Here is a 25,627-nt window from a genome sequence, read left to right on the forward strand (position 1 = left end):
GGCATACGTAACATGGCAATCAAGGACAAACATCACGCGTTCATCTTCGGCATCGCTGCGGGCGTGCCGTCGCACGAGCTCGCCAGCGAAAAGGTGCTTTACGCAACCGATGCGCCCTACGAATTTCGCGACGAGCTGCTGCCGCGCTGGCTACTCGCGCACGACGGCTGGACCGATTGGGACTCACCGGCGCGCGTGGTGCGGCGCGATGCAAGGGGCAAGCTCGCCTACACGTGGCAGAGCTGGGAGGCGTTCATTGACTGGATGACGGCCACGCTCGATGCGGCGCTCGTGGACGAGCGGCAGGCGGGCGCATCGGAAGGCGACACCACCGCGCCAAACCTCGCCGCGCTGCGCGCCGGGATGGCGGCAGCCGAAGCGCCGCTTACCGACGCCACCCGGCCGCATGCGCTCAAGGCCGGGCTGGAGGCGGGGGTGCCGTTTGCTGAGCCGGAATGGGGCTATGTGGTGTACCTGCACGATGTGCCGCTCGAACTATGCCGCGCGCTGCTAGGCTGGCTGTCGGCCCGATTTCCATCGGACCCGGATGGATCGACCAATCCCGCCTTCTGGGTGGATGAGGATGGCCGGGCGGCGCTCATGTCGGCCCGCTGGGAGGAGTTCATTTACTGGCTGTGCAAGTTGCTCACTGACGCGCTCGACGGGCTGGAAAACGCCCGTGAACAGACCGAAGAAGGCAACTAGAAGCGCCCGCCTTGGGTCGGGCTTCAGAGTTGTCTATCTCATTCGTCGTAGGGCGGACCTGTGGGATGTGGAACGCGCTTTCCACGGGGCCGACCACTTGGGGCAAGGCTTTCCCTCTAGACATGCCTTGCGACGGGCGAACCTTGATTTCGAGGGATAACGCATGTGGCTGTTTGTCGATACCGAATTTACCGATTTCATCGACTGCGATCTGATCAGCGTCGCGTTCGTAGCCGACGACGGCCGCGAGTTCTACGGCGAGCGGTCCGATTTCGATATTTCCAGCTGCAGTGAATTCGTGCGCGCGGCTGTTCTGCCGCAGCTCGGCCAGCATGCGGGCCGCCTGTATACGCGCGAGGCGCTGCGCGTCGCGCTACTCGGATGGCTCGATCAGTTCGCCAACGAACCGGAGCGGATGCTGTGCTTCGACTACGGGGGCGACTGGGAGCTGCTGTGCAATCTGCTCGATGGGCCGCCCGCCGGCTGGCAGGCTTGCCACGTTGGCGAGGTGATCGACTTCGTCCGGTTGGAAAGCTATTACCGTGCGCATGGCGGCCGGCATCACGCACTATCCGACGCCCGCGCCAACTGCTACGCAATGGGAGAGATCAATGCTGGATTCTGAACTGGCAGCAGGAACCAGCACGATGAACAGTCGCCCGCAAGCGCCCACGCCGCGACAAGGGGAACAGGCCCGGCGTCGGCTGCACACCGGTAGTTACAGGTTTAGTTGCGCGAGCGTCGGCCGTCCTGAAATTGCTACCCGCGACCTCACGGTCCATCCACTCTCTATCGTCCGGCGTCGCCATTTTCTCTGCCTGAGGTGCTGCTTTAGGGTTGGTCTGTTTTTTCAACTCATCGATATGTAGACCTGATAGATTAAGTTAACGGAAAACCGCAGAGTTGAAAATCATCTAGCGGGCCTCCGGCCGCTGCCCTGAAGGGCAGCGGGGTTAAAGTGAGTGTGCCCAATCACCCTACCCGAACGGGAGGCCCGAAATGAAATATTGCTGCACTGTCGTGTCGACGATCACGCGCTCAAATTTGGCCGGGTTAACCGCCTTCATTTGCACGGCGGCGGCAACGTCGTCGCCAGCAGTTTTTCGACGCCGGCTTCTCCCAGCGCCTGCCGAAACGGCGGCGACGTGAGAGATATGCGCCTGAAAGTCGATGCCGACTCGCCCGCCGGGCGAAAAACGCTAATTGGTTGATTTCCGAATCAAGATTGAATCCTGACGACCAGCGGCTTATCTTCGTTCCATCCTTGACTCCCTTTGGGGAGCGGAAGATGAGTCGATAACTTACACGGTCAAACTATGTCGTCAAAGGAATTCAATATGTCTACCGCGCCGATCGAACATGATCTGTCCGCCCTGGTGGCCACGAACCTGCCCAAGCAACGGGGCCTCTATTACAACGGGGCGTGGCAGGCAGCGTCGGGGAGAAGCGAGCGCAGCTACAGCCCGGGTAGCGGGGAGGATCTGGGCACGTGGTCTGTGGCGAGCGAACGGGACATCGACCGCGCTGTCGCATCGGCGCTTCGCGCGTTCCCGGCCTGGCGTGCTACGCCTCCGCTCGAGCGCGCGGCGAAGCTGCGTCGCGTTGCAGAGATCATTCGGGCCAATGCCAGAGAGCTGGCGCTTATCGACGCAGCGGACTGCGGCAATCCGGTGCGCCAGATGATGGACGACGCTCACGTCGCTGCCACGCAACTGGAGTATTTCGCCGGTCTCGTGCTCGAACTGAAAGGCGAAACGATCCCCACCCAGAACGGCTCGCTCGATTACACGTTGCGCGAGCCGCTCGGCGTGGTGGCGAGAATCACGCCATTCAATCATCCGTTCATGTTCGCCGCAGGCAAGATTGCCGCGCCGCTCGCCGCAGGCAACACCGTCATCGTGAAGCCGCCCGAGCAGGCGCCTTTGTCGACGCTTCGGTTGTTCGAGTTGCTCGAAGATGTCTTCCCTACCGGTGTGCTTAATTGTGTGACGGGCGATCGCGATACCGGTGCATACCTGGCAGCGCACAGCGACGTTGCCGCGATCGCGTTGATCGGAAGCGTCACGGCGGGCAAGTCCGTCATGCGTACGGCTGCCGAAGGGCTGAAACCGGTATTGCTCGAACTGGGCGGCAAGAATGCGATGATCGTTTACCCCGACGCGGACATCGAAGCGGCAGCGGCGAGCGCCGTTCGGGGGATGAACTTTACGTGGTGCGGCCAGTCCTGCGGATCGACCAGCCGACTTTTCCTTCACGAGTCTATCCATGACGTGGTGCTTGATCGCATCGTCGAGCTGACAGGGTCGGCCCACTATCCGGGACTGCCGACGGATCTGCGCACCACGATGGGCGCAGTCATCTCGGGTCAGCAACTCGACAAGGCCGTGATGTATATCGCCGGGGCGGTGCAGGAAGGCGCGCGCGTAGTGTTCGGTGGAGGCCGCCCGCGCGATCCGCAACTTGCGAAAGGGTTTTACCTCGAACCAACGATCCTCGCGGACGTCTCGCCAGCGATGAGAATTGCCCGGGAGGAGGTTTTCGGCCCTGTCCTCTCGGTCTTACGCTGGTCCGACGAAGAGGAACTGTTCGCGGCGGTCAACAGCGTGGAATACGGGCTCACTGCATCGATCTGGACTAACCGCCTTCAGGTGGCGCACGCGGCGGCAGCCCGGGTGGAAGCGGGGTATGTCTGGATCAACAACTCTTCGACTCATTTTATCGGCGCGCCGTTTGGCGGCTACAAACATTCCGGGATGGGCCGTGAGGAATGCAAGGAGGAGTTGCTGGCTTTCACGCAGGTCAAGAACGTCAATATTACTTTTCGGTGTTAGTTAATGACGATGCTAATGAACAGCCAAACGACCTGTACGTGGGGCAGCGATTACATCGCAGAACTGATGAAGCACATTGGCCTCGAGTTCATCGCGCTCAATCCCGGGTCCAGCTACCGGGGTATCCACGATAGTCTCGTCAATTATCTCGGCGACGATGGTCCGAAAATACTCACTGTCTTGCACGAAGAGCATGCTATCGCGATCTCGCATGGATATGCGAAGGTCACTGAACGGCCAATGGGTGCCTTCGTGCATGCCAACGTCGGTTTGATGCACGCGTCGATGGGGATCTTCGACGCATACTGCGATCGTGTCCCGGTCATGGTGTTTGGCGCCACCGGCCCGGTGGATGCGGCAAAGCGGCGTCCGTGGATCGACTGGCTGCATACGACCAAGGACCAGGCCGCGATGATTCGGGCTTTTGTTAAGTGGGATGGCGAGCCGACGTCGCTGGAGGCCGCCCGGGACGCCATGATGCGCGCGCACCGGATTGCCTGTACCGGGCCGCGAGGGCCGACCTATGTTTGCTTCGATAGCGAGCTCCAGGAGGCCGAGGTTCAGTCTGCGCCACCGCTGCCACGGCTTGCTCGCTATCGCGTACCGAACCGGCCGGCGGCACGGCCGCACGATGTCAAGGCCGCCGCGGAGAAACTGCGCGCTGCCGCGAATCCACTCATTCTCGTCGGCCGGGGCTCGCGCGACGAGGGAGACTGGGCGCGACGCGTACGGCTTGCTGAACATACCGGCGCGAAAGTGCTGACGGATTTTAAGCTGGCAGCTGCGTTTCCGACGTGGCACCCGTTGCATGCTGCGCAACCCGGTTATTTTCTGGATAGTGACGGCATCGCGGCCTTGCGTGCCGCCGATCTGATACTGAGTCTCGACTGGATCGATCTCGCCGGAACGCTTCGCGAGGCATTCGGTGACGGCGAATGCCCGGCGCATCTGATGCATGTTTCACTGGATGAGACCCTGCACAACGGCGTGGGCGGCGAGCAGCAGGCAGTTGCGCCGGCGGATACGTATCTATTGTGCGACCCGGACGAGTTCGCCGGACAACTGCTTGAAGAACTGCGCTCAACGAGCGGCCCCTTGCTGGCACCGCAATCTCGGCAGAACGATTCGAGGGGCTTGCGGCGGTCTGAGCCCCAGGGAATTGACGGCATGTCTTTGGCCGGCTTCTCTTCTGCAACCAGCGCCTTTTTGCAACAGGAGGCACCGACCTGCCTGATCCGTACGAATTTGGGGTGGCCCGGCGGAGCGCATCCAATCGGGCATCCTCTTGACTATCTCGGTTATGACGGCGGAGGTGGCGTTGGGTCTGGGCCTGGCATGGCGGTCGGAGCGGCGCTTGCGCTGAAGGGAAGTCGCAGACTACCCGTAGCGGTGCTCGGAGATGGAGACTATCTGATGGGGGCAACGGCGCTGTGGACTGCGGTGAACTACAAAGTCCCGCTACTGATTGTGGTCGCCAACAACCGGTCGTTCTTCAATGACGAAGTGCACCAGGAGCGTGTAGCGCTACAGCGTGATCGACCGGTGGAGAACAAGGGAATCGGGCAGCGTATTGAGGGCGCCGACATAACCATGCTCGCGAAGTCGCTCGGGGCGCAGGGTATCGGTCCCGTAAAGTCGGTCGACGAGTTGTGGTCGGCCCTGGAGGCAGGAGGCAGTGCAGTGCGAGCAGGACACGTCGTGGTCATCGATGCGTATGTGGCTCGCGAGTATGCGAAAACAATGGCCAACGGGCTTGCCCGTGGAAAAATGGAGACAAATCATGAACGTGGATAACCTTATTTCGACGGGCAGAGAGACCCTCGGAGGGCGGTACATGCGGATGTTCTGGCAACCCGTTTCCTTGCTGGAAGACCTCAAGGCGGGGCAGGCAAAGCCGCTGCGGATCATGGGTGACGACTATACGATCTACCGTGGAGAAAGCGGCAGCGTCTACCTGACCGCCCAGCGTTGCGCGCATCGCGGAACGCAACTGTCAGCGGGTTGGGTTGAGGGCGAGACTATCCGGTGCCGATATCATGGATGGCGTTACGACGAGACCGGGCAATGTGTCGAGCAGCCAGGCGAGGGTAACCGGCCGTTCTGCAGCAAGGTGAAATTGCGCAGCTGGCCAGTGCGAGTCTTTCAGGGCCTCGTTTTTGCCTTTCTCGGCGACGGGGAGCCGCCTGCCTTCCCGACATTCACTGAACTGGACGCAAACGCACTGGTTGAGACCTACGTCTACACGCGCCGCTGCAACTTTTTTTCCGGTGTCGACAATGCGCTCGATGCGATACATGTTTCCTACACACATAAGCAGGTGTTCCACAAGATCCTCGATATTCCGGATCTGAGCGTCGAAGAGATCGCTGAGGGCGTAGTGTTATTCGAAGACCGGCATAACGGCGAAATCCGGATATCCGAATGGCTCGCCCCGAATATCCTGCGCGTCAAGACGCCATTCGGCGAAGAACAGGTTGAAGGAGAATGGATCGACTACTGGGTGTGGCGCGTGCCGATTGATGACGGCAGCCACTATTCCTTTGCGCTGACGCACGTTCATGTGGAGGGTGACGCAAGGCAGCAGTATCTCGAAAGACGCCGTCATGTGCGGTCGCTACCGGTGCCGCCTGTCGATGATCTGGCGAAAGAGGTGCTCCGCGGCGCGCTCACCCTGGAGGAGGCGAGGGCTCACATGGGTGAACATGATCCGTACTACGACATCATTCTCGAAGATCACGTCGCTCTCGAAGGACAGGGCGTTGCGCCTGATCGCGCGAAGGAGCACCTCGGCCGGGCCGATGTGGGAGTCATCGCGGTCCGGAAACGTTGGCTTGCCGATCTCGATCTGATCAGCAATGGAACGACGCCTCATGTCTGGAGCTACGCACCCAGGAGCCGGATTACGGCAGGGGTCTAGGTGCACCGGCGAAATGCCAGTGAGTCACAAAAGAATCAGTTGAATTGGAGTTTATCTATGACGATGCAAGAGACCTCAAGCCCGATCGACTTTACCCGCCTTGCGCCACCAGCTGGTGCGCGCATGCTCGTGGTAGGGGGCTGCGGCGGAATTGGGCAAGCTCTGGTGAATGCGGCGCTGATGAACGATCTCGAGGTGGCAGTGTTCGACTTGCCGGCCTCCTTCAAGCGCCACGACCTGCCAACGGGAGTGCTCAAGTTCGAGGTAGACGTGACTGACGAAGATCAGGTGAAAGGAGCCTATGGGCGGCTTGGCGAGCATTGGGAAGGCATCGACGCTCTCGTCAACACCGTCGGGGTTGGCGTTTCGCCGCCGCGACGCTTTGAGACCTTTTCAGGGGCGGACTGGAGTCGCTTCCTGTCATTGAACCTGCTGCAGATGGCCCTCACCTGTACGAACGCTTTGCCGCTCCTGAAGGGAGGCCGAAATGCCAGTATCACCGCAATCGGGTCGTTGCACGGAACCTTGCCTCCAGAGGGTTTCGGTCCGTACGGAGCGGCCAAAGCTGGGGTGGCCAACATGATCAAAGGTCTCGCCCTTGAAAACGCTCCGGTGATTCGAGCCAACTGCGTTGCGCCGAGCGGCATGCTGACGCCGTTCCTTGCGGGAGGGACCGGCCATGGCGGCGAAGACGGAGACACGAGCTGGCTTGATACGGAGGCGTTGACCGAAATAACACCACTCAAGCGCCTGTGCACGCCAGAAGACGTAGCAGCGGTATGTTTGTTTATGGCGAGTCCTGGCGCCCGTTACATCACTGGTCAGACGATCCAGGTTAGCGGCGGGCGAGTAATGCCCTGACTAAAGATCGCCTAGCGGTTCGACTTCAAACCTGGCGATTGGCGCTCCGTTTCAGCGCCGTGCCAGGTCACCTTTCTTGCGGGTGTTCAAGGTATGGAACTACTGAACGACAATCTCTACACGGCTCCGCTGATTCGCGCCCTTCGGAGCGTGGGCGCCGACGTGAATCCTGAAGTCATGGCTGAGACACTGGAACTCTACAGGCCATTTCATCAATCCGGTCCGGGTCGGGTTACGCGTAACGCGCGGTACGGTCCTGACCAACGGCATGTTTGTGACATTTTTTCGCCTGCTGAGCCGGATGGCCGAGCTCGACCGCTCATCATCTTCGTACATGGTGGGGGCTTTGTCAGAGGCGACAAAGAGATTGTCCAAGAGCGGATTTACGACAACGTCGGATGGTGGGCTGTACGGAATGACTTCATCGGCGTCACGATGAACTACCGACTTGCTCCGGGACACAAATGGCCAGCAGGCGGTGACGACGTCGGGAGCCTCATTGACTGGTTGGCTGGAAACGCGCTGCCCTGTGGCGGGAAACCGGATCGGCTAATCGTGGTCGGCCATTCTGCGGGCGCATCTCATGTGGCGACGTGTCTCGCGCGGCTTGATCGGCTCGGGCCGGCAAGAGAGAAGGTTGCGGCGGCAGTGTTGTGCTCCGGTCTATACGATGTCGAAGCGCTGTCCAGAGCGGGGCGTGTTCCGACCGCATATTTCGGCACGGACAAAACGCAATACGCCGACATGTCGTCGTCGCACCGGCTCGCCGCACTGAACATCCCGTTACTGGTTACCATTAACGAATTTGAGCCGACGCTTTTTCAGGAGCAGGGGGAAAGCGTAGCTATCCGGATGCATTCCGCTTCGGCGGATGTCCGCGTCCGATACGCCTTCTTGTCCGGGCATAACCACTTCTCGTGTGTGTTCAATGTCAACCTGCCGGTGCACGACCTGCTCGGTATGCACATGGCCGCGTTCGTGAACTCAGTGTTGTAGGCCATGCGCAGGCGGATTCGATTGGCGAGGCGTCGAAACGTGAAGCCACGCGCTTAGAGTCCGACGTATTTTGCGTGCGGCCGAACCAGGAAGCCCGCCATTCGCTGCTCGTAGGCGTGTGCGATCCAGCCCGCGCTTCGGGCCAAGGCCATGATTGCACCGGGCGAGCGAGGCGGATGGCCGAGTGCGATCGACAGGACAGAAAGGCCAATCCCCAGGCTAGGTGTCGCACCCAGTTCATCTTGCGCGGCCCGTACACAGCGTAACGCGCGAACCGCCTCCGGATCAGCCTTACGAACCTCCTCACATAGCTGCAGCAAAAACTCGCCTCTCGGGTCTCCCGATGGATAAACCGCGTGATTGAATCCGGCCAGCGGCTCCTTGTTCTTTGCCGCCCGTCTCATACGCGCCAGGTACTCTTTCGGCGACGCCGCCCGCCGCAGAAGATCTTCAGCGATATCGCATCCCATGCCCGTCTGGATGCCTTCGAACGATCCCAGCGCAGCGCTAACGCATGAATGGATGTCAGCGCCTGCGGAGGCCGCAATGCGAGCAACGAAGGTCGAAGGAGCCAGTTCATGGTCGGCACAGAGCACGAGCGCTGCGTCGACCGCACGCGTCGCCTCTTCCCCTCTAGCTCCACCCAGGGCTCGAACTACCCACTGGGCGATCGATTCGCCTGCCTTCATCGCACAGTAGGCCGGTCTGTTCCTTAGCAACCCAGTGGCGCCGGCCATGGTCTGGACGACACTGCGTGCAGCCAGCGTCGGTGCGCCAGCGGCCATCTCCGGGTCAGAGCCGAGCGATGCGGCCCAAGCCTCGACAAGAAGCGAAAACAACCTACGGGGGTTATTGGTAGCGGCGATCGGACATAGAAGACGGGCGAACTCGAGAAAGCGTGGGTCGATTTCAGGCGGCGCCCACTGCGGCGGTATCTGCGGGAGCAGGCCGCTCCACAGGAGCTCCACGCACTGTTCAAAAGTCCGCCCGGAGCGTGCGAGCTGGGCCGCAGATTGCCCCCGATACCGGGGGCCTTCGGGGGTGAGCTCCGTAATCGCGGACTGCATGACCGCACCGCCGCCGGTCCGAAGCGCACGCTGCGAGACATATTCGAGTGCTCGCTTCGATCGCCCCCGCATCTGTAGCGCTTCGATGTCTTCGCGGTAGTAAAGGCTGGCCTTTCGCTTATCGGGATTTACGGTGCGAATCAGTCCGCGACTCACATAGGCATAAAGCGTTTGTGCCTTCACGCCGAGCGCGGCCATTGCGGCCTTCGCGTCGATCAGGTCGGGAGATTGGTCTGTCATAGGAGCATGCAACCGATTGGTTGATTCGAAAATCAAGATTGAACGCCCGTCTCGAGAAGTGTACACCGTCATTGTTGGAGTAAGCGTGCGACGTTCGCTACCTTATGAGCTCAAGAGATACCGGTCCGGTAGTAAGGTGTGCAACTGACACTCAGGAGGTGGGGGAAGAAAGTTAGATACAGAAGCAATCGTTCATACAAAATAGGATAACGAAATAAGGAGACGAAATGAAGGGAGTTGATCCAATTTCCGTTGCGAGCCTGTTGTGCTGCTTCGTGCACGTCGCCCAAGCGCAAAGCTCGGTGACGCTATATGGCGTATTTGATCAAGGCCTGCTCGCTGTGACCAATGCCGGCGGAGGACACGTCTATCAATCTTCGAGTGGCTGGCTGTCCGGGTCCCGATGGGGCCTGAAAGGGTCTGAGGACTTGGGCGGAGGGTTGAGGACCATCTTCGTTCTGGAAGGGGGATTTGACGGTTCTACCGGGTTGTCGTTGCAAGGCGGCAGTGAGTTCGGCCGGCAGGCCTATGTGGGGATGTCGGGCCCATACGGGACGCTCACCGCTGGTCGTCAGTACGACATGGTGGTCGACCATCTCGGATATGAAGGCATGATCTCGGAAATCTGGAGTGGGGCATTTGGGTGCCACCCCGGGGACGTCGATAACCTATGCAACAGCCGGCGCATGAACAACTCTGTCAAGTACTCGAGCCAGAGAATAGGTGGCTTTTCGTTTGGTGCTGCATACGCTTTTGGCGGCCTTCCTGGCGCATATGCGCGCGGCAGTATCTGGTCGGCGGGCGGGGACTATACGCTCGGGGCAATGAGCGTGGGCGTAGGATATTTCAATGTCAACGGCCCAAACACAGCCTACTACGGCGCATCCGGTATCGCGGGGACGTCGGGCGCTTTTTCAAACGGACTCGGTTCCTCGCCGGTCTACAGCGGGTTCGCGACAGCGAACCGTCAGGAGACCCTCGCGGCGGGCACCAACTATACGATCGGAAGCAACACCCTCGGTGTTACGTACTCCCACACGAGGTTTGACAATCTCGGGACGTACGACGTGGTGAATACGCCCGCGCTCACTGGCACGGCAACACTGCAGAACATCGAGCTTCGCTACGCGATTTACATCACGCCGTTTCTATTAACCGGCATCGCGTTCCACTACACCTCTGTGGGCGCGGTCGGTAGCCTCTCCGGAGCCCGATACCGGCAGATCAATCTCGGGGTGAACTACTACGTGTCGAAACGAACAACCCTGTACGCGGTGTTCGCCGGTCAATCGGCGAACGGTGAGAATTCGAACGGAAGGCCCGCGGTTGCGGCGCTTGCGTTTGTTTCAGCCTCGTCAACGAGCCGCCAACTTGGTGCCCAAATCGGCATTCGCCATCTGTTCTAGTGAGTGCGAGTCCAGCACGGTGAGGTAGGTAATGTAATCAACGTCAATGCACAGGCACATCGCTCGATGCGAGGCGTTCGTTTCAAGCAAGTTCAGCAGAGATGCTGTCCCATGTCTTCAGTAAGGCGGAGGGGTCGATGACTCATCGTTATATGGATGTCCAGGACTTTCTCGATTCTCAGAAAGGATGCCGCCTTCAATGGATCGTCGTCGCATTGATGTTCGTCTTCTGTCTCGTAGACGGGTTCGATGCGACGGTCATTGGCTTTGTGGGGCCATCGTTGAAGTCGGAGTGGAAGCTGATGGCGTCCGATTTAGCTTTGATTTTCGGTGCCGGTATGGCGGGGTTATTCGTGGGTGGATTCTGCGGCGGTCCTTTGGCGGACCGTTATGGACGGAAGCCCGTCATAGTGGCGGCGGTTGCTTTTTTTGGCGCCACGACGTTCGGCTCTGTTTTGGCCGCGAACGCGAGAGAGATGGTCGCGTTAAGGTTCCTCACTGGCGTGGGACTGGGCGCGGCCATGCCGACGGCTTTGACGCTTCTCGCCGAATTCGCACCGAATAGCATGCGCGCGAGGATGACAGCATGGGCGGGTATCGGTTTTACCCTAGGGGGAGCATCTGCCGGACAGATCGCTGCCTATCTCATTCCTGCTCACGGATGGCGTAGTGTAATGGTAACTGGCGTCGTGTTTCCTTTCGCCCTTTGCATGCTGCTGGTACCGCTCCTGCCTGAATCGCTGCGATACCTCGTTGTGCACGGTGGACGAGAAGAGAAGATAAAGAAGGTTGTCGAAAGAATCGATCCCGAGCTTTCGCTGACTTTGACCTATCGCGGCGATGAGAGACCCGCCCGTGCTATTGAATCTGCCGGAGCGCTGTTCAGTGCAGATCTGCGGATGGTAACTGCGATGATCTGGATAACGTACTGCTGTAGCCTTTTTCTGTTTTATCTTATGAGTAGCTGGTTACCGCTGATTTTGAACAGTTCTGGCATTGACATGAAGCATGCAGCGAAGGTTTCGTCCGCCTTTTTGCTGGCCGGTGCTGTGGGCATGCTGCTTCTTGGGGTCGCGATGGACAGATTTCGCGGAGAGACCGTGTTGAGTTGGGCTTATGTGCTTGGGGCGGTTTCGGTGTCCCTCGTCGGCTTTACAGCAGATCCGATCGTCGCCACGTCTCTGATCGTTTGTTTCGGTCTGGCAATAGGCGGAGCGCAGAGCATTATTCCGGCTCTTGTGGCAACGTGTTATCCCACGTCAGCAAGGGCAACTGGAGTAAGCTGGGCATCGGCCATCGGAAGGGTGGGTGCTTTTCTTGGGTCCGTCGCCGGTGCCGTGATGCTTGACTTGCATTTGTCGAACGCAAGAATATTCGCACTTCTTGCGATTCCCGCGATGGGGGCCGCGATTGCTCTCATTGCGCTCGGACGCATTCGGCAAATGGCGCGAGCGATACTGACCACTCAGTGACATTCATCGTGTCTGTCCGAGCTTGCTCCGAAATCGGCGGATGTTAAACCGGTGCGCCGTTCTGTCTGCTGTGGTTAAGTGGAGGGCGCCCCGCGACCTACCCCAAATGAGTTCAGTGAGCTGTTTTGAACCCGTGAAGCGGCAGCATCGCGAAATCGAGCTGCATGAAGTGGTCGCCTATTTCCGGCGGGGCTCCAACTTCGCTAACCAACCACCGGATGCATGATGTTCTGCTCACATCGACCATCCGGGGGAGCACGGAGTATACATCTCAATCATCGCGTGCTGCCTGAAGAACCCCTCGGACTCATACTTCATTCCTCGCGCGGATATTGATGTTTAGCCCGCGACCGTCGACCATCCTGACCCGCACGTAAAGCCGTTCAAGAAGTCGACCAGGCGCTCTTTACCTGACGCTCCACGATCACACCCGGGCTCGGAGGGTCTCGACTGGAAGGGCTCAGTCAAATTGAATACCTGGCACTTCGGTGTCCCCGATGTAGGGATACTACGGAAGGGCGGTTTCAAGGGTGAAGCGCAACAGCGGGATTAATGTTTAGAGCCTTGAGGTTGACTTGCTGATGCGAAGGTCCTTCGCTGTCCGAGCGCCTACCGGTGAACGCTCACCGTCAGTGCTCTGGCTCGCGCGAGGCGGCCGCACTTAACTTCATATGAGCCGAGCCTTCAGCGAAGTTCTTACGCGCAGCGTTCCGAATACGCTTCCACACACATCTGAATCGCAAAGGGCAGACGTGAACAGCTTTGCACAGAGCATCAAATTCAAGATCATTCTTGCGTTCGGGGTTTGCGTGACCCTAATGGCGGGGGTCGGTCTTTTCGGCATATTTGGGCTTGCGAGACTGAATTCGAACATGAGCGAGTCGTATTCAGGCAACACGGTTCACATTGCTGATCTTGCCGAAGTGCGCGTCGCCCAGCTGGATCTGGGCCTCCAGATCCGGCGGATCCAGGTCTTCCGTGATCTCCATCAGACGAAGGCAGGCATCGAAGCAATCCGTGCGGATCTGGCGCGCATCGACAAGGCATGGAGTGACTACTACTCTGGTGGAATCTCCAGCGACAAGGAAAACGAAATCGCAGCGAGGGTCAAGAATATTCAGCCGCAGTTCAGGGCGGCACTGGACGAAGCGGTGGCGGCGATGGATGCGGGTAACTACGATGCTGCCGTCCCAATTGTGAACAGGCTGGGACCAATTGCCGGACCCTTGAATGACGCGCTTGGGGAGGATGCCGCCTTTAACCTTGTTCGGGCCAGGCAGTTTGCAGATGCAAGCGCAGCGACGTTCAGGACGATTCTCGCGATCGCCATCGCGCTGGTCTGTCTAGGCGTCGTTGTGGCAATTGGGGCGTCGATGTATCTACTGTGGGCAATTTCGAATCCGCTTAATAAGGCTCTTGGCATTGCAAGTCACATCGCCGACGGTGAGCTGGAGCATCGGATCGACATCGTATCGCGCGACGAGTTTGGGCGGTTGCTGGAAGCGTTGAAGAAGATGGACCGGCAACTTGCCGACACCGTTCGAGGAATAAAGACGAGCACCGAATCAGTCAGGCTGGCGTCGCGCGAGATCGCCATAAGCAATACCGATCTGTCCGCCCGCACGGAAGAGCAGGCAGCCTCGCTCGAAGAGACTGCGGCGACCATGACACAATTGACCGAAACGGTAAAGCGGAACGCCGACAATGCACGACACGCCAATGGGCTGGCGACACGCGCCTCCGATATTGCAGACGTTGGCAATGAATCCGTCCAGGGCATGGTTGGAACGATCGAAAAAATCAGTGGTGGTTCGAGCAAGATTTCCGAAATCACAAGCGTCATCGAAGGCATTGCGTTTCAGACGAACATCCTGGCGTTGAATGCCGCCGTCGAGGCGGCCCGCGCCGGTGAGCAAGGGCGTGGTTTCGCCGTGGTGGCAAGCGAGGTCCGCAGCCTCGCTCAGCGTTCTGCGGCCGCCGCGAGGGAGATCAAGGCATTGATTGGCTCGTCCGTAACGATGATTCGGGACGGTGCGAAACAGGCTATCGAAGTTGGTGCCACGATAAGCGAGGTGAGGCAGGCGATCAGGCAGGTTTCCGACATCGTCGGCGAAATTGCCGCGGCTTCCGAGGAGCAGAGCCGGGGCATCGAACAGGTCAATCAGGCCGTTGGTGAGATGGACGAGGTCACGCAGCAGAATGCTGCCCTCGTTGAACAGGCCGCCGCCGCCGAGTCCCTCCGGGAGCAGGCGACGCGGCTCGGCGTAGCTGTATCGGTATTCAAGCTAGCTGGTGAGGGCGCGGTCGCGTCGCGGATGCCGGAACATTGACCGCGCGGAAAACGCATACTATGCGGAGAAACTTGCACGCACAGTTCTTAGGCGGCTGGGCGCGGCCAAACCCGCCTGGCTACCCAACGACGTTGGATCTCGCGAGCGCGACGATCGGCTCCAGACCCGCCAGGTAGCTTCGACTACAGCAGTCAGAGTGCCTTGCTATCGCTAGGCGGCGGTACTCGATGGTCGGTGATTCAGTTCGCAAAACACTTTGACAACTTCCTGCTCATAGAAAAGCACCCTCATCGAACGCATCGCTGATCACCCTGTGAACCGGATCGACGAACGCTTACCTTGGAACGTCGCTCTATGCATACCGGCCTACCGCTTCGATCTCGTTCGCTAGCGGTCGATCCTCGCACACGTCAACGTAATCCGCGACGGTGTAGATCGAATGCTTACGTCACTACATACACGCAGGGGCCTTTGCGGGCCGGGTTGGTCAACAGAATTGTCTGCATCGTTATTTCACAAGACTCGACGCCACGCGTTCCGCCCCGTCGATCACCAATTCGGACAGGCGCCGGACCTGTTTCGGATTCATTCGCGTCACGGGCGCTGAAATACCTAACGCCGCAACGAGCCCGCGGGTCGGATGACGAATCGCGGTGGCCACCGAGCAGACGCCCGACTGGCTTTCCTCGAAGTTGGTCGCGTAACCTCGCTTGCGAACTTCCTCGAGTTCTTCCTCCAGCGCCAGCCACTGGGTGATTGTATTGCTGGTGAATGATTGAAGCGGACCGCGAGGGTACATGGCACGCACGGATTCAATCGGCAGCTCGGCCAATATGGCTTTGCCTGCGCTGGAGGCGTAAGCAGCGAACACTTTCCCCACTGGCACAGACACTCGCAGCGCCTGGCTGCTTTCGATGGCGTCGATATAGCGAACGTTACCGTCCTCGAAAATAGCCAACTGAACGGTCTCTCCAGTCTCAGCGGCCAACTCTTCGAGAACCGGGCGGGCAATTGTCCGGATGTCCATTCGTTGAACGGCCGCCAAACCAACTTCGACAAGCGCGTTGCCAGGTTTGTAGATTCGCGACACAGGGTCTTGCGTTACGAAACCGTGATAGACGAGCATCGCCAACAGGCGATGGACGGTGGAATGGCCAACGCCGAGCTCCTCTTTCGCGTCCGAAAGGCGAATCTGGCTAGTGCGGCGAAACATAAGAAGAAGCCGAAGCACATTGTTGACCGATTCCAGCATGTAGCGAGGCGCTGGCGACTGCGATGTTGCTGATTCGTCTGTCGAATCTGTATCGGCAACCTGTTGCGCCTCAACAAGTTTCTGTGTGGCAGAAACCCGGTCAATTTTGCGCGTTGTACTTTGGAAGTCAGACATATAGTTGGTACCCGTGCACGTGAGCCGAAGTTAGTTCCAGAGATGATATACGCTCCGCGCGAAACTTCGTCAACGGCCATCTCAGTCACTTTCGGTTTTGCCTGAAAAATATAGATAAATCAAATGGATAAGAAATTATTGAAGCCGCTCGCGAGGCGGGGCGGACCATCTTCGCCCGGGGCGACCCAGCCGTTTTCATTTCGTAATGGCCAGGAGATGTTTCTTCAGAGAAGAAATGATTTCTGAAAGTGCTTGACGTTTTTTGTCTTCTTGCAGAAAATAGTTTCTGAGATGTGGAAATGTGACCATTCACGGTCGATGCCACACTGGCGCACATGACATACAAGCAACGCGCCTGATCTGGAGGCGAAGATGTGTAGGAGACAAAGCCGGCGGCACCTTGCGGACCGCGGCCTTCATCTATCGGAAGCAACCTTGCCCGGAATCCGGGCAGAAGGTGCTATGGCGGTCCCTGTGTCCGTTCAGGCGCAGCGTCTCAATGCACTTGATGCGGGCGCCGTTGAATCTGGCGCGGCCCGATGCCGTTCCCATTCCCGGAAAATCACGGCTCAATTACCGGCGCGGGCAAGCGGCCCCTCGTATGCCGCAGCAATCAGCGTTGGTAAATTGTCCAGCACCGACTTAATGAGCCACGCGGTTAGTATGTCCGCGCGGGCGGGCGTGCGTCCTGCGTCGTTCACCGCGCCGCGCACAGCTAATTGTGACGACGCAACGAGTACCCCTTCAAAGCGGCACAGCAGTGTGGCCCCGAGATGTTATCAACACGGGCGAAACGCATCTTCGAACAGGCGATCTGGTGCGGCATGCGTCCTTGGACGCGCGGAATCGATGCGCTGATTAAATGAACCGTCACGTGAGCAACGAACTTGCGAGTTGACGAACCAAGGAGATAATTAAATGACGGACGAAACAAAAGTCGGCAAACCCGCCGCACAACTCTGGACGCGCGAAGGTTTCGGCGGGCCGCTATCGGTCGTGACACGTCCCACTTATGGCCCGGATTATCTGTCAGTGGAGGGTAAGCATGCGCCGCGCCGCTCAGTGCTAAACCGGATGACTCCGCGCGATAACGATGATGTTGATGCACTGCCTTCTGTCGTGGCGAGCTCGAAACTTGGTGTGCGTGTCCTGGTATCCGGGCGTCGCAAACCGATGCCGTTTGTGGTGCGCAACGCCGAAGCCGATGAGATCCATTTTGTCCAGACGGGAACAGTCGGGTTCGACACAGATGTCGGCAGCCTGACGGCGGAAGAGGGCGATTTTGTCTGCATTCCACGAGCCGTTGCCTACCGGTTCGGGCCTGTCGGGGAGTCAATGCGCAGCGTGATTATTGAAAGTCCGTCGGCCATCAGCCTGACCCCACCTGCACCGTTCGGCATGGTCAACTTCGCGCGCGACGTCAAGTATGCCGAGATCAACGCCGACATCCCCGCGGGCGGACCTACGCGGTTGATCCTCAAGACAGCGGACGACGAACAGACCGTGTACCTGATGCCGCACGACCCGCTCGCAGTCAGCGGTCGAATGGCGGGAAACGCGCCTGTCTGGAAGCTCAACCTGACGAAGATCCAGGTTTTGACCTATCTGCCGGACGGCGGGCCGCCGAGCCCTTTCCTGTCGTCGACAAACGGTGAACTTCTGATGTTCAACCTCAGCGCACGCATCACAAATCGGCCCCCGGTCCATATCAACGCTGATTTCGACGAAATGGTCTGCTATGTGCGCGGCCCCGGGGCGTGGGGAGGCTGTACCGAAGCCGGAACGCTCACGTGGGTGCCGAAGGGGGTTGTCCATCACGGTCCGTCTGAAAATGTACCGGAAGGCTACATCGCCTGGCTGATAGAAACGCGAGCGACACTGCGCTGGACGCCTGAGGCCATCGCTACTTCTGAGTTGATGGAAACCGGTCAATACGGCCCGCATCCAAGCCTGCGCAAATGAGGTCGTGCGCGACGCGAGCCGTCGCGCTGACAGTACCGGATTAAATTCATTCGCCGTTGAACGGCTTAACGATGAAAGCTGGATGAAATTAGTAGTCCTATATGCTGGATTTTAACTTGAAAAGGAGTATTACCATGATTGAAAAACTTCCTCTGTGGGAAGCCGCCAAGCGTGAGATGGAAAACTACCAGTTTGTCGCCGACGCGGACACCCAACCGAAATGGGACGTTTCACCGAAGATCGCAATCAACGTTGCGGTCGCCGGACGCTTCGATGATGGCAAAGCCAACGTCGATCCAGAACTATGTTGACGAGGCCTCGCGAGTCATCGAAGGCGGGGCATGCGGAATCCATATTGACTTCACCTGGGTAACCGACGACAAGGGGCGCCGTCTCGATCGCGATCTGCCACCCGTCGAGGCATATTCGGCTGTTCTCGAGCCGTTGCGCGCGCGTTTCGGAAACGACTTCGTATCGAACCTCAACGTGCTTAACGGCACGAGCTTCGACGTGTGCGTAAGCCCCGCGCGTGAGGGGCTCGCGGAAGTGGCGCCGTGCGCCCCAGGACATCCGGAAGCGTTTGCCGTTCCTGCTGTGCAAGCGCTCGAGGAGGTCGGCGTCAAGCCGGAACTCGCCGTTCATAGCTCTGGCGAAATCGAACTTGCGAAACGGCGCTTCATCGACACCGGCATCCTCCAGAAGCCGTACAACTGGCTGATCCTTTATGGGCTGCCTTTCAATGTTGGCCGCACGCTCGTCTCCGGCACATGGGTGAGCAATGCTCAGGACATGACGCGCCACATGTTCCTGATGGTGGATCAGATCCGCCAGATCGACCCAACGTCTGTGATTACGGTGTGCGCTGCCGGTCGCGCCAGCCTGTACATGACCACGCTCGCAACGATGATGGGACTGCACGTGCGCGTCGGCACAGAAGATACGCCGTGGAAGCACCCGAACAGTGATGCCCGTCTCAAGGACAACCTCGAGATGTTCAACATGGCGAAGGATATTGCCGGGTTGCTGGGGCGTACCCCGGCCACCGCGAACGAATACCGCGCACTGATTGGCAAGGCTGCTCGCTGATAGCACGTGTGCAAGGCGCGTCCCCGGCGCCTTGCATCTGCACCAGAACCGGGACTGAAAATTATACAAGGTCAAAAGGAGACACCTATGGCCACAGAAGTGACGTTGTCACCGTTCGAATTCGCTGCTTCGGTTTATGAAGCCTGCGATTCGATGGACGAAGAGCGGTTTGCTGCGTTCCTCGCCGAAGATTGCGTGTTCGTCTACGCGAATGCAGCACCCGTGATCGGCCGCGTGGCCGCAGCAGCATCTGTCAAGTCTTTCATGGCGTTGATTGCCCGGATCAAACACACATTGCTCGAAGTATGGCAGTGCGACGACGTGATCGTATCTCGCATGCAGGTGACCTACACGCGCAAGGATGGCACCACTCTTACGGTCCCGGCGATGACAACGTGGCGCGTGCGCCAACGGGAGATCAGTGAGTACCTCATTTATGTCGACGTGTCGTCGCTCTTTACGTGACGACTCCAGGGAGACCCGGAATGCTAAATGAGCTGGAAGGTAAATCCATCATCGTAACCGGCGGAGGCACTGGGATAGGGCGCGCGACGGCGCTCGCGTGCGCGGCGGCCAGAGCCCGAGTCGTCGTTGCCGACGTGAATCTCGAAGCGGGGCGGGACACGGTCTCGGTCATATCCGATCGGCGCGGAGAGGCGATTTTCGTCCGTACGGATGTCTCGAAGGAGGAACAGGTCGAGTCCCTCGTGCGAGACACTCTGCAAGCGTTCGGCCGTCTCGACGGCGCCTTTAACAATGCAGGTCTTTCGCAGACCAATCTGCTGTTGCACGAACTAACCGCCGAACAATGGCACCGCATCCAGAGCGTCAATTACGACGGTGTGTTCTTTTGCATGAAGCATGAAATCCGCGCGATGCTGCGGTCCGGCAAGGGTTCAATCGTCAATGTCTCCTCTTCGCTCGGCCGCGTCGCCGTACCGCGCGCGGCTGAATATTGCGCCTCCAAGGGCGGGGTGCTCGCGATGACGAAGGGCGTTGCCGTCGACTATGGCGCACAGGGCATTCGCGTCAACGCTGTCCTTCCGGGCATCACCCGAACGCCAATGGTCGAATCGTTGGCCGCACAACCGCAATTCGCCGAATTGTTGCCGCGGCTGGAAGCACGTCATGCATTGGGTCGACTTGGCTCGCCAGAAGAAATCGCGTCCGCCGCCGTGTGGCTGCTTTCTGACGCCTCCTCGTTCGTCACCGGGGCCGAACTGGCCGTCGACGGCGGCTACCTCGCTATGTAGCTCTGGTTAGTTGTCCGCGCCACCGAAACCGAAGGGAGATGAATATGAATGAGACAGGCGGGAAGGGAAGGCTTGCTGGGAAGGTCTGCATCATAACGGGCACGGGCGGGAGCATGGGCAGAGCTGCTGCGCTGATGTTTGCGCGAGAGGGCGCCCGTGTCGTCGGGTGCGACGTATCTGAATCTTCCGCGCAACAGACGGTCGATCTCGTGCGCGCTGCCGGTGGTGACATGGTATCGATGCAGCCATGTGACCTCACTCGAAAGGAGGATTGTAAAAAACTTGTTGACCTTGCGGTCACGGCCTACGGGCAGCTCGACGTCCTGTTCAATAACGCCGCGATGGCCTGGTTTGCCCCGATCACCGAAATCAGTGACGATGACTGGTACAAGACGATTGATAATGAACTGCACCTTGTTTTCCAGTTGACGCGCGCGGCGTGGCCGGATCTCCTCCGAAGTTCCGGCTCAATCATCAGCACGGCATCGTGTTCGGCCTGGCAAACCTACGCGGCGTTGCCAGCGCTTGGGCACGCGGCCGCAAAGGGGGCGGTAGTCGCGATGACCCGCCAGCTTGCCCTCGAAGGAAGAAAGCACGGACTGCGTGCGAACTCAATTTCCCCGGGACTGATCGAAACGAACCAGACCCGTCAGCTACTTTCCGATCGCGCCTGGTCGGAAGCCATGATCGGCAAGATCATGCTGGGAAGGATGGGTCAACCGGAGGAGGTTGCAGCCGCCGCTTTGTTCCTTGCTTCGGACGAGAGTTCGTTCATTACAGGAACCGATCTTCGCGTTGACGGAGGAACGACCGCCTGGTGACGACTCGGGGAGCGCGGACATCGATAAGACGGAACTAAAAAAGGACGCCGTTCACAGAAACCGCGCTGCTGATTCATATGGCAAATCGATCCCGATATTCAGAATTTAATTATTAGGTATCCATAACAATAAAAGTAAGGCATTGGATGAATCCAATGCCGATATAAAAAACAGGGCGATTGCCGCGCAGTGTTTCAGCGCGCGGTGAATTGAACCGATAACAGGGAAACGGAGACAGGATGGAACAGCGCAGGATCATTTCGCTAGCCTTGATGATTTCGGCCGGCATGGCGAACGTGTGTTTCGCAAGTACCGGCATTTACGCAACCGGCTACGGCACACGCGAGCAAGGGATGGGCGGCGTCGGCATCGCAACCGGCGAGTCGGCGCTTGCACCGGCAGAAAACCCCGCAGGCATCGCGTTTTCAGGTGACCGCCTGGATATTGGTGGCGGCCTGTTCTTCATCCACGGCGGGGCTCAGGACAACGGCGTCTCCTACAACGCGAAGACAGGCATCACGCCGATGCCCGAGTTCGGCTATGTGAAGTCGCTCTCACCTTCGCTCGTGTTCGGCGTGGCGTCGTGGGCGTCTGGTGCGTCAATGAGTTACAGGGCGCCCTATGGGGGTATCCCCGGAAATTCGAATACGTATTCGCAAGGTGTTTTTGTGCACATCGCGCCCACTATTGCGTACCGCTTCGGGGCTGAGAAGAACCATGCACTTGCGCTGTCCTTCGTCGGAGCGCTGTCGACTATCGATGTCGAAGGCATTCAGGGCCAAACGGGTCTGCCGAATCAGGGGCGAAACTGGACGCCCGGTTACGGGTTCAAGATCGGCTGGATGAGCCAGTTCACCTCCCAGCTGTCGATCGGCGCGTTCTATGCGTCAAAGGTTCAGTACACGCCCTGGCATAAATACGACCACATCTTCGCGGATGGAGGACGATTCGAAGAGCCGGAACAGTATGGCGTCGGCATCGCTTTCCGACCCACTCCCAAGTGGCTGCTTGGATTCGACTGGATCCGTTTCAACTATGCCAAGACACATGTGCTTGGCAACCCGGTGAATTTTAGCGTGCCGCTCGGAGACATCAATGGTTGCGGATTCGGATTCGCTAACACCAATGCTTACCGCTTTGGCGTGCAATACGAGTTGACCGACCGGATCACGGTGCGAGGCGGCCTCGAAATGACCGACCAGATCGTGACGCCGGACAGTACGGGATTCACGTTTCTAGCCCCTACGACGCTCAGGCGCACCTACACGGTCGGCGCTACGTATCGGATCGGCAAGCAATCGGAACTGTCGTTTGCTTATGCGATATCCCCGCGCGTGCAGGTCAATGGGACCGCGCAAAGCACACGGACCAATCCGTATGCGCAGAACAACTTCGTTGCACTCGCCTATACGAAGAAATTCTGACCTTGGACGAAGCCTGAATAGGCGAGTGCCTGACGCGAATCGGGACTAAGGCGCGAACAGGAAAACGTATTCTCGAAACGTCGTCGCGCAGTCGAAGTGAGTTTGTTGGAGCGGTGAAATCATACGAGCCTGGCGACGATGCCGTAACTACGACGTCCGATGCCGGTGCGAAAAAGGAGCGGAGATGAAAGTCGGCGAAAGGTGGCTTATAGCGGTCTGCGTTGGAGGGTGCGTTGGCGTTGCGCACGCGCAGAGTTCGGTCACGCTGTACGGCGTATTTGACCAGGGTGTGCTGGCGGCGACGAATGTGCACGGCGCGCACGTTTATCAATCGTCGGGCGGCTGGCTGTCAGGCTCGCGATGGGGCTTGCGAGGTGCCGAAGATCTTGGCGGAGGGGCGCAGGCCATCTTCGTTCTTGAGAACGGCTTCGACGGATCCACCGGAACCGCACTGCAAGGCGGTCGACAGTTTGGGCGTCAGGCCTACGTGGGACTTTCCAACTCGTACGGGAAACTGACGTTTGGGCGGCAATACGACATGGTCGTCGACCATCTCGCTGTTACTGGCATGACCGCGGAAATATGGGGCGGTGCATTCGCTTGTAGTCCGGGCGATGTTGACAACCTGTGCAACAGCCGGCGCATGGACAATTCCGTCAAGTATTCCAGCCCGTCGTTCGGCGGCTTTTCATTCGGCAGTGCCTATAGCTTTGGTGGAGTTCCGGGGGAATTCTCCCGGTCGAGCATCTGGACTGCAGGCGCGGATTACTCCAATGGTTCGTTGACTGCAGGCGTCGGCTATTTCAATGTGAATAGTCCGAACACAGCCTCCTATGGAGGTGCCGCAGTATCCGGTACCGCCAACACCTTTACGAATGGTATGAGTTCGTCACCGGTCATTAGCGGCTTTGCGACGGCGAATCGGCAGGAAACGTTAGCAGCTGGCGTGAACTATACGATCGGCTCCAGCACGTTCGGCGCGTCCTACACCTATACCCGTTTCGACGGGCTGGGGACATTTGCCGTGGCAGGCACGCCAGCCCTCAACGGGACTGCGAAGGTACAGAATGCCGAAGCACGATACTTTATCTACGTCACGCCGTTCCTTGTGACAGGAATCGCCTTTCACTACACGGCGGTGGGCGCCGCGGGCAGCATTACTGGCGCGCGGTACCGGCAGCTGGATCTCGGCGTCAACTACTATCTGTCCAAACGCACGACGCTTTATGCAGTTTTGGCGATGCAGTCTGCAAACGGACAGGACTCGACTGGCAAACCGGCGGTCGCGGCACTGGCGTTCGTCTCACCGTCTTCGTCGAATCACCAGGCCGCCGCGCAGATCGGCATCCGGCATCGATTTTAGGCTGACCGTAGTCCAGGCTGGCTGCGCAGGCGGGGGAGATGGCAATGGCTGTCTCCCGTTGGTCCGACGATGTGGTGGCGTAACTCGCCGCTCAATCGCGGCCAGCGACCGATTCAAATGACGAGGTATTGGAGGAGTGATGAATCAGGAACATGTTGACGTCCGGGATTTCCTGGACGCCCAGAAGGGTTGCCGTCTGCAGTGGACAGTTGTGGCGCTGATTTTCGCGTTCTGTCTCGTCGACGGCTTCGACGCAACCGTGATTGGTTTTCTTGCCCCGGCTATCAAGGCGGAATGGGGATTGTCCCCCGCCGACCTTGCGCCTATATTTGGTTTCGGGATGGCGGGCCTGCTGGTCGGTGGTTTGATCTGCGGTCCTCTGGCGGACCGCCGTGGTCGCAAGCCGGTAATTGTCGCCGCCGTCGCATTTTTTGGCCTGACGACGCTCGGCGCCGCGCTCGTTGATAGCGTCAGGGCGATGGTCGCACTTCGTTTTCTGACGGGAATCGGGCTGGGTGGCGCAATGCCGATTGCGCTGACGCATCTGGCCGAGTTCGCGCCGACCAACATGCGTGCGCGAATGATGGCGTGGGCGGGCATCGGCTTCACTCTGGGCGGGGCTGCGTCAGGCCAGGTTGCCGCGCATCTTATTTCGCATCTGGGCTGGCGCGGTGTGATGATATTCGGTGCCGTGCTACCCCTGCTGCTGTGTGTATTGCTGATTGCGTTTCTTCCAGAGTCGTTGCGCTACCTCGTCGTTAGAGGCGCTGATGAGTCACGGATCCGCCGGGTCGTTGAGCGGATCGTCCCAGACTTCGCCGGCAAGCTGATTCACCGTGACGTCGAAGAATCAGGCGGTAATCGTGTGTCGGTTCTGGCGCTGTTCCGGCAGAACCTGTTTGCGACGACGGTGCTGATCTGGGCCACGTACTGTTGCAGTCTCTTCCTGTTTTACCTGATGAGCAGCTGGCTACCGCTTATCCTCAGCACGACAGGGATGACCACGCAACATGCAGCCACTGTCTCGTCGATCTTCCTACTTGCGGGCGCGGTTGGCATGCTGATACTCGGCTTTGCGATGGACAAGTTTCGGGGGGAAGTGGTGCTGGGCCTGGCCTACGCGGCTGGTGCAGTCTTCGTATGGCTGGTCGGGATGTCCGCGGACCCGACGACACTGACTGCGCTAATCATCTGCTTCGGACTGTCAGTGGGCGGAGCGCAGAGCATCATTCCGTCTCTGGTCGCGTCGTGTTATCCAACGCCAACGAGAGCGACGGGAGTCAGTTGGGCGTCTGCGTTTGGCCGGGTGGGCGCATTCATCGGATCGATAGCGGGGGGCATTATGTTGACTTTGCATCTGCCCACCTCGACAATATTTTCACTGATGGCCGTGCCTGCGGTGATTGCGGCAGTTGCCTTGCTGGCATTAAACAGGGCACGGCATCCGGTGGCGACGCCCGTACTGGGCAAATGACTCGAGTCCCGCGATGAACGCGGGCGATCGGCGGCGGGCGTCATTCGCCGCGGTGCTGGTTAGATGCGCCC

At 59.0% G+C, this 25,627-nt stretch carries 21 protein-coding genes and 1 pseudogene; 19 read left to right on the top strand and 3 right to left on the bottom strand.

The features are described from left to right. The first annotated feature begins 12 nt into the window (after positions 1-12). The gene (locus OKW40_RS03330; RefSeq protein WP_429488133.1) at positions 13-705 is read left to right on the top strand and encodes a hypothetical protein; all 693 of its coding nucleotides are present in this window, start codon (positions 13-15) and stop codon (positions 703-705) included. 163 nt (positions 706-868) lie between these two features. Further along, positions 869-1,330, top strand: a complete 462-nt coding sequence (locus OKW40_RS03335; protein ID WP_429488135.1) for a hypothetical protein — start codon at positions 869-871, stop codon at positions 1,328-1,330. A 370-nt stretch (positions 1,331-1,700) separates the two neighbouring features. Here OKW40_RS03335 and OKW40_RS03340 read toward each other — a convergent pair. Then, a pseudogene (locus OKW40_RS03340) lies at positions 1,701-1,840 on the bottom strand (IS5/IS1182 family transposase); the annotation flags it as partial. Positions 1,841-2,042: 202 nt separating this feature from the next. Here OKW40_RS03340 and OKW40_RS03345 point away from each other — a divergent pair. From OKW40_RS03345 to OKW40_RS03365, 5 genes are all read left to right on the top strand, one after another. After that, positions 2,043-3,536, top strand: coding sequence for an aldehyde dehydrogenase family protein (locus OKW40_RS03345; protein ID WP_429488137.1), 1,494 nt, complete (start codon positions 2,043-2,045; stop codon positions 3,534-3,536). Positions 3,537-3,551: 15 nt separating this feature from the next. Further along, the gene (locus OKW40_RS03350; RefSeq protein ID WP_429488139.1) at positions 3,552-5,330 is read left to right on the top strand and encodes a thiamine pyrophosphate-binding protein; all 1,779 of its coding nucleotides are present in this window, start codon (positions 3,552-3,554) and stop codon (positions 5,328-5,330) included. Beyond that, a complete protein-coding gene (locus OKW40_RS03355) occupies positions 5,317-6,453 on the top strand; it encodes a Rieske 2Fe-2S domain-containing protein (protein WP_429488141.1) in 1,137 nt (378 codons plus the stop codon). The genes OKW40_RS03350 and OKW40_RS03355 overlap by 14 nt, the downstream gene beginning before the upstream one ends. Positions 6,454-6,510: 57 nt before the next feature. Beyond that, on the top strand, positions 6,511-7,314 hold the full coding sequence (locus OKW40_RS03360) for an SDR family NAD(P)-dependent oxidoreductase (protein ID WP_429488143.1): 804 nt from the start codon (positions 6,511-6,513) through the stop codon (positions 7,312-7,314). A 93-nt stretch (positions 7,315-7,407) separates the two neighbouring features. Continuing rightward, positions 7,408-8,310, top strand: a complete 903-nt coding sequence (locus OKW40_RS03365; protein WP_429488145.1) for an alpha/beta hydrolase — start codon at positions 7,408-7,410, stop codon at positions 8,308-8,310. A gap of 53 nt (positions 8,311-8,363) precedes the next feature. Here the strand turns inward: OKW40_RS03365 and OKW40_RS03370 are convergent, their stop codons facing one another. Further along, entirely contained in the window at positions 8,364-9,653 is a 1,290-nt protein-coding gene (locus OKW40_RS03370) for a citrate/2-methylcitrate synthase (protein ID WP_429488147.1), read from the bottom strand. A gap of 191 nt (positions 9,654-9,844) precedes the next feature. Here OKW40_RS03370 and OKW40_RS03375 point away from each other — a divergent pair, with 191 nt between their 5' ends. The 3 genes from OKW40_RS03375 to OKW40_RS03385 all read left to right on the top strand — a co-directional run bounded on the left by OKW40_RS03375 (position 9,845) and on the right by OKW40_RS03385 (position 14,825). Further along, positions 9,845-11,023: a porin gene (locus OKW40_RS03375; protein WP_429488149.1), complete on the top strand. Its 1,179-nt coding sequence runs from the start codon at positions 9,845-9,847 to the stop codon at positions 11,021-11,023. Positions 11,024-11,160: 137 nt separating this feature from the next. After that, positions 11,161-12,495, top strand: a complete 1,335-nt coding sequence (locus OKW40_RS03380; protein ID WP_429488151.1) for an MFS transporter — start codon at positions 11,161-11,163, stop codon at positions 12,493-12,495. Between the two features lie 752 nt (positions 12,496-13,247). Next, a complete protein-coding gene (locus OKW40_RS03385; RefSeq protein WP_429488153.1) occupies positions 13,248-14,825 on the top strand; it encodes a methyl-accepting chemotaxis protein in 1,578 nt (525 codons plus the stop codon). Between the two features lie 469 nt (positions 14,826-15,294). Here the strand turns inward: OKW40_RS03385 and OKW40_RS03390 are convergent, their stop codons facing one another. After that, a complete protein-coding gene (locus tag OKW40_RS03390; protein ID WP_429488155.1) occupies positions 15,295-16,173 on the bottom strand; it encodes an IclR family transcriptional regulator in 879 nt (292 codons plus the stop codon). 918 nt (positions 16,174-17,091) lie between these two features. On the opposite strand from OKW40_RS03390, the gene OKW40_RS03395 reads away from it, so the two are divergent. The 9 genes from OKW40_RS03395 to OKW40_RS03435 all read left to right on the top strand — a co-directional run bounded on the left by OKW40_RS03395 (position 17,092) and on the right by OKW40_RS03435 (position 25,556). After that, entirely contained in the window at positions 17,092-18,135 is a 1,044-nt protein-coding gene (locus OKW40_RS03395) for a homogentisate 1,2-dioxygenase (RefSeq protein WP_429488157.1), read from the top strand. A 134-nt stretch (positions 18,136-18,269) separates the two neighbouring features. Next, the gene (locus OKW40_RS03400; protein WP_429488159.1) at positions 18,270-18,446 is read left to right on the top strand and encodes a hypothetical protein; all 177 of its coding nucleotides are present in this window, start codon (positions 18,270-18,272) and stop codon (positions 18,444-18,446) included. Beyond that, positions 18,388-19,221 carry a 3-keto-5-aminohexanoate cleavage protein gene (locus OKW40_RS03405; protein WP_429488161.1) on the top strand — a complete coding sequence of 278 codons (834 nt, stop codon included), beginning with the start codon at positions 18,388-18,390 and terminating at the stop codon, positions 19,219-19,221. Before OKW40_RS03400 ends, OKW40_RS03405 begins: the two co-directional genes overlap by 59 nt. Positions 19,222-19,308: 87 nt before the next feature. Further along, the gene (locus OKW40_RS03410; protein WP_429488163.1) at positions 19,309-19,686 is read left to right on the top strand and encodes a nuclear transport factor 2 family protein; all 378 of its coding nucleotides are present in this window, start codon (positions 19,309-19,311) and stop codon (positions 19,684-19,686) included. Between the two features lie 20 nt (positions 19,687-19,706). After that, positions 19,707-20,474 carry an SDR family NAD(P)-dependent oxidoreductase gene (locus OKW40_RS03415; protein ID WP_429488165.1) on the top strand — a complete coding sequence of 256 codons (768 nt, stop codon included), beginning with the start codon at positions 19,707-19,709 and terminating at the stop codon, positions 20,472-20,474. A 44-nt stretch (positions 20,475-20,518) separates the two neighbouring features. Then, the gene (locus OKW40_RS03420) at positions 20,519-21,295 is read left to right on the top strand and encodes an SDR family NAD(P)-dependent oxidoreductase (protein ID WP_429488167.1); all 777 of its coding nucleotides are present in this window, start codon (positions 20,519-20,521) and stop codon (positions 21,293-21,295) included. A gap of 239 nt (positions 21,296-21,534) precedes the next feature. Beyond that, entirely contained in the window at positions 21,535-22,719 is a 1,185-nt protein-coding gene (locus tag OKW40_RS03425; protein ID WP_429488169.1) for an OmpP1/FadL family transporter, read from the top strand. Between the two features lie 184 nt (positions 22,720-22,903). Continuing rightward, positions 22,904-24,082 (top strand): porin, encoded by a 1,179-nt coding sequence (locus tag OKW40_RS03430; protein WP_429488171.1) that lies wholly within the window; start codon positions 22,904-22,906, stop codon positions 24,080-24,082. Positions 24,083-24,221: 139 nt separating this feature from the next. Further along, positions 24,222-25,556, top strand: a complete 1,335-nt coding sequence (locus tag OKW40_RS03435) for an MFS transporter (RefSeq protein WP_429488173.1) — start codon at positions 24,222-24,224, stop codon at positions 25,554-25,556. The last annotated feature ends 71 nt before the right edge of the window (positions 25,557-25,627 follow it).

Origin of the sequence: Paraburkholderia sp. RAU6.4a (genome assembly GCF_050435625.1) — a bacterium.
GTDB lineage: Bacteria > Pseudomonadota > Gammaproteobacteria > Burkholderiales > Burkholderiaceae > Paraburkholderia > Paraburkholderia tuberum.

What these genes read in the sequence shown, in the direction of transcription:
- OKW40_RS03410 (WP_429488163.1), top strand. Translation starts at nt 19,309, where the DNA reads ATGGCCACAGAAGTGACGTTGTCACCGTTCGAATTCGCTGCTTCGGTT.
- OKW40_RS03425 (WP_429488169.1), top strand. Translation starts at nt 21,535, where the DNA reads ATGGAACAGCGCAGGATCATTTCGCTAGCCTTGATGATTTCGGCCGGC.
- OKW40_RS03365 (WP_429488145.1), top strand. Translation starts at nt 7,408, where the DNA reads ATGGAACTACTGAACGACAATCTCTACACGGCTCCGCTGATTCGCGCC.
- OKW40_RS03395 (WP_429488157.1), top strand. Translation starts at nt 17,092, where the DNA reads ATGACGGACGAAACAAAAGTCGGCAAACCCGCCGCACAACTCTGGACG.
- OKW40_RS03355 (WP_429488141.1), top strand. Translation starts at nt 5,317, where the DNA reads ATGAACGTGGATAACCTTATTTCGACGGGCAGAGAGACCCTCGGAGGG.
- OKW40_RS03415 (WP_429488165.1), top strand. Translation starts at nt 19,707, where the DNA reads ATGCTAAATGAGCTGGAAGGTAAATCCATCATCGTAACCGGCGGAGGC.
- OKW40_RS03420 (WP_429488167.1), top strand. Translation starts at nt 20,519, where the DNA reads ATGAATGAGACAGGCGGGAAGGGAAGGCTTGCTGGGAAGGTCTGCATC.
- OKW40_RS03345 (WP_429488137.1), top strand. Translation starts at nt 2,043, where the DNA reads ATGTCTACCGCGCCGATCGAACATGATCTGTCCGCCCTGGTGGCCACG.
- OKW40_RS03360 (WP_429488143.1), top strand. Translation starts at nt 6,511, where the DNA reads ATGACGATGCAAGAGACCTCAAGCCCGATCGACTTTACCCGCCTTGCG.
- OKW40_RS03390 (WP_429488155.1), bottom strand. Translation starts at nt 16,173, where the DNA reads ATGTCTGACTTCCAAAGTACAACGCGCAAAATTGACCGGGTTTCTGCC.
- OKW40_RS03435 (WP_429488173.1), top strand. Translation starts at nt 24,222, where the DNA reads ATGAATCAGGAACATGTTGACGTCCGGGATTTCCTGGACGCCCAGAAG.
- OKW40_RS03375 (WP_429488149.1), top strand. Translation starts at nt 9,845, where the DNA reads ATGAAGGGAGTTGATCCAATTTCCGTTGCGAGCCTGTTGTGCTGCTTC.
- OKW40_RS03430 (WP_429488171.1), top strand. Translation starts at nt 22,904, where the DNA reads ATGAAAGTCGGCGAAAGGTGGCTTATAGCGGTCTGCGTTGGAGGGTGC.
- OKW40_RS03335 (WP_429488135.1), top strand. Translation starts at nt 869, where the DNA reads ATGTGGCTGTTTGTCGATACCGAATTTACCGATTTCATCGACTGCGAT.
- OKW40_RS03350 (WP_429488139.1), top strand. Translation starts at nt 3,552, where the DNA reads ATGAACAGCCAAACGACCTGTACGTGGGGCAGCGATTACATCGCAGAA.
- OKW40_RS03380 (WP_429488151.1), top strand. Translation starts at nt 11,161, where the DNA reads ATGACTCATCGTTATATGGATGTCCAGGACTTTCTCGATTCTCAGAAA.
- OKW40_RS03330 (WP_429488133.1), top strand. Translation starts at nt 13, where the DNA reads ATGGCAATCAAGGACAAACATCACGCGTTCATCTTCGGCATCGCTGCG.
- OKW40_RS03400 (WP_429488159.1), top strand. Translation starts at nt 18,270, where the DNA reads ATGATTGAAAAACTTCCTCTGTGGGAAGCCGCCAAGCGTGAGATGGAA.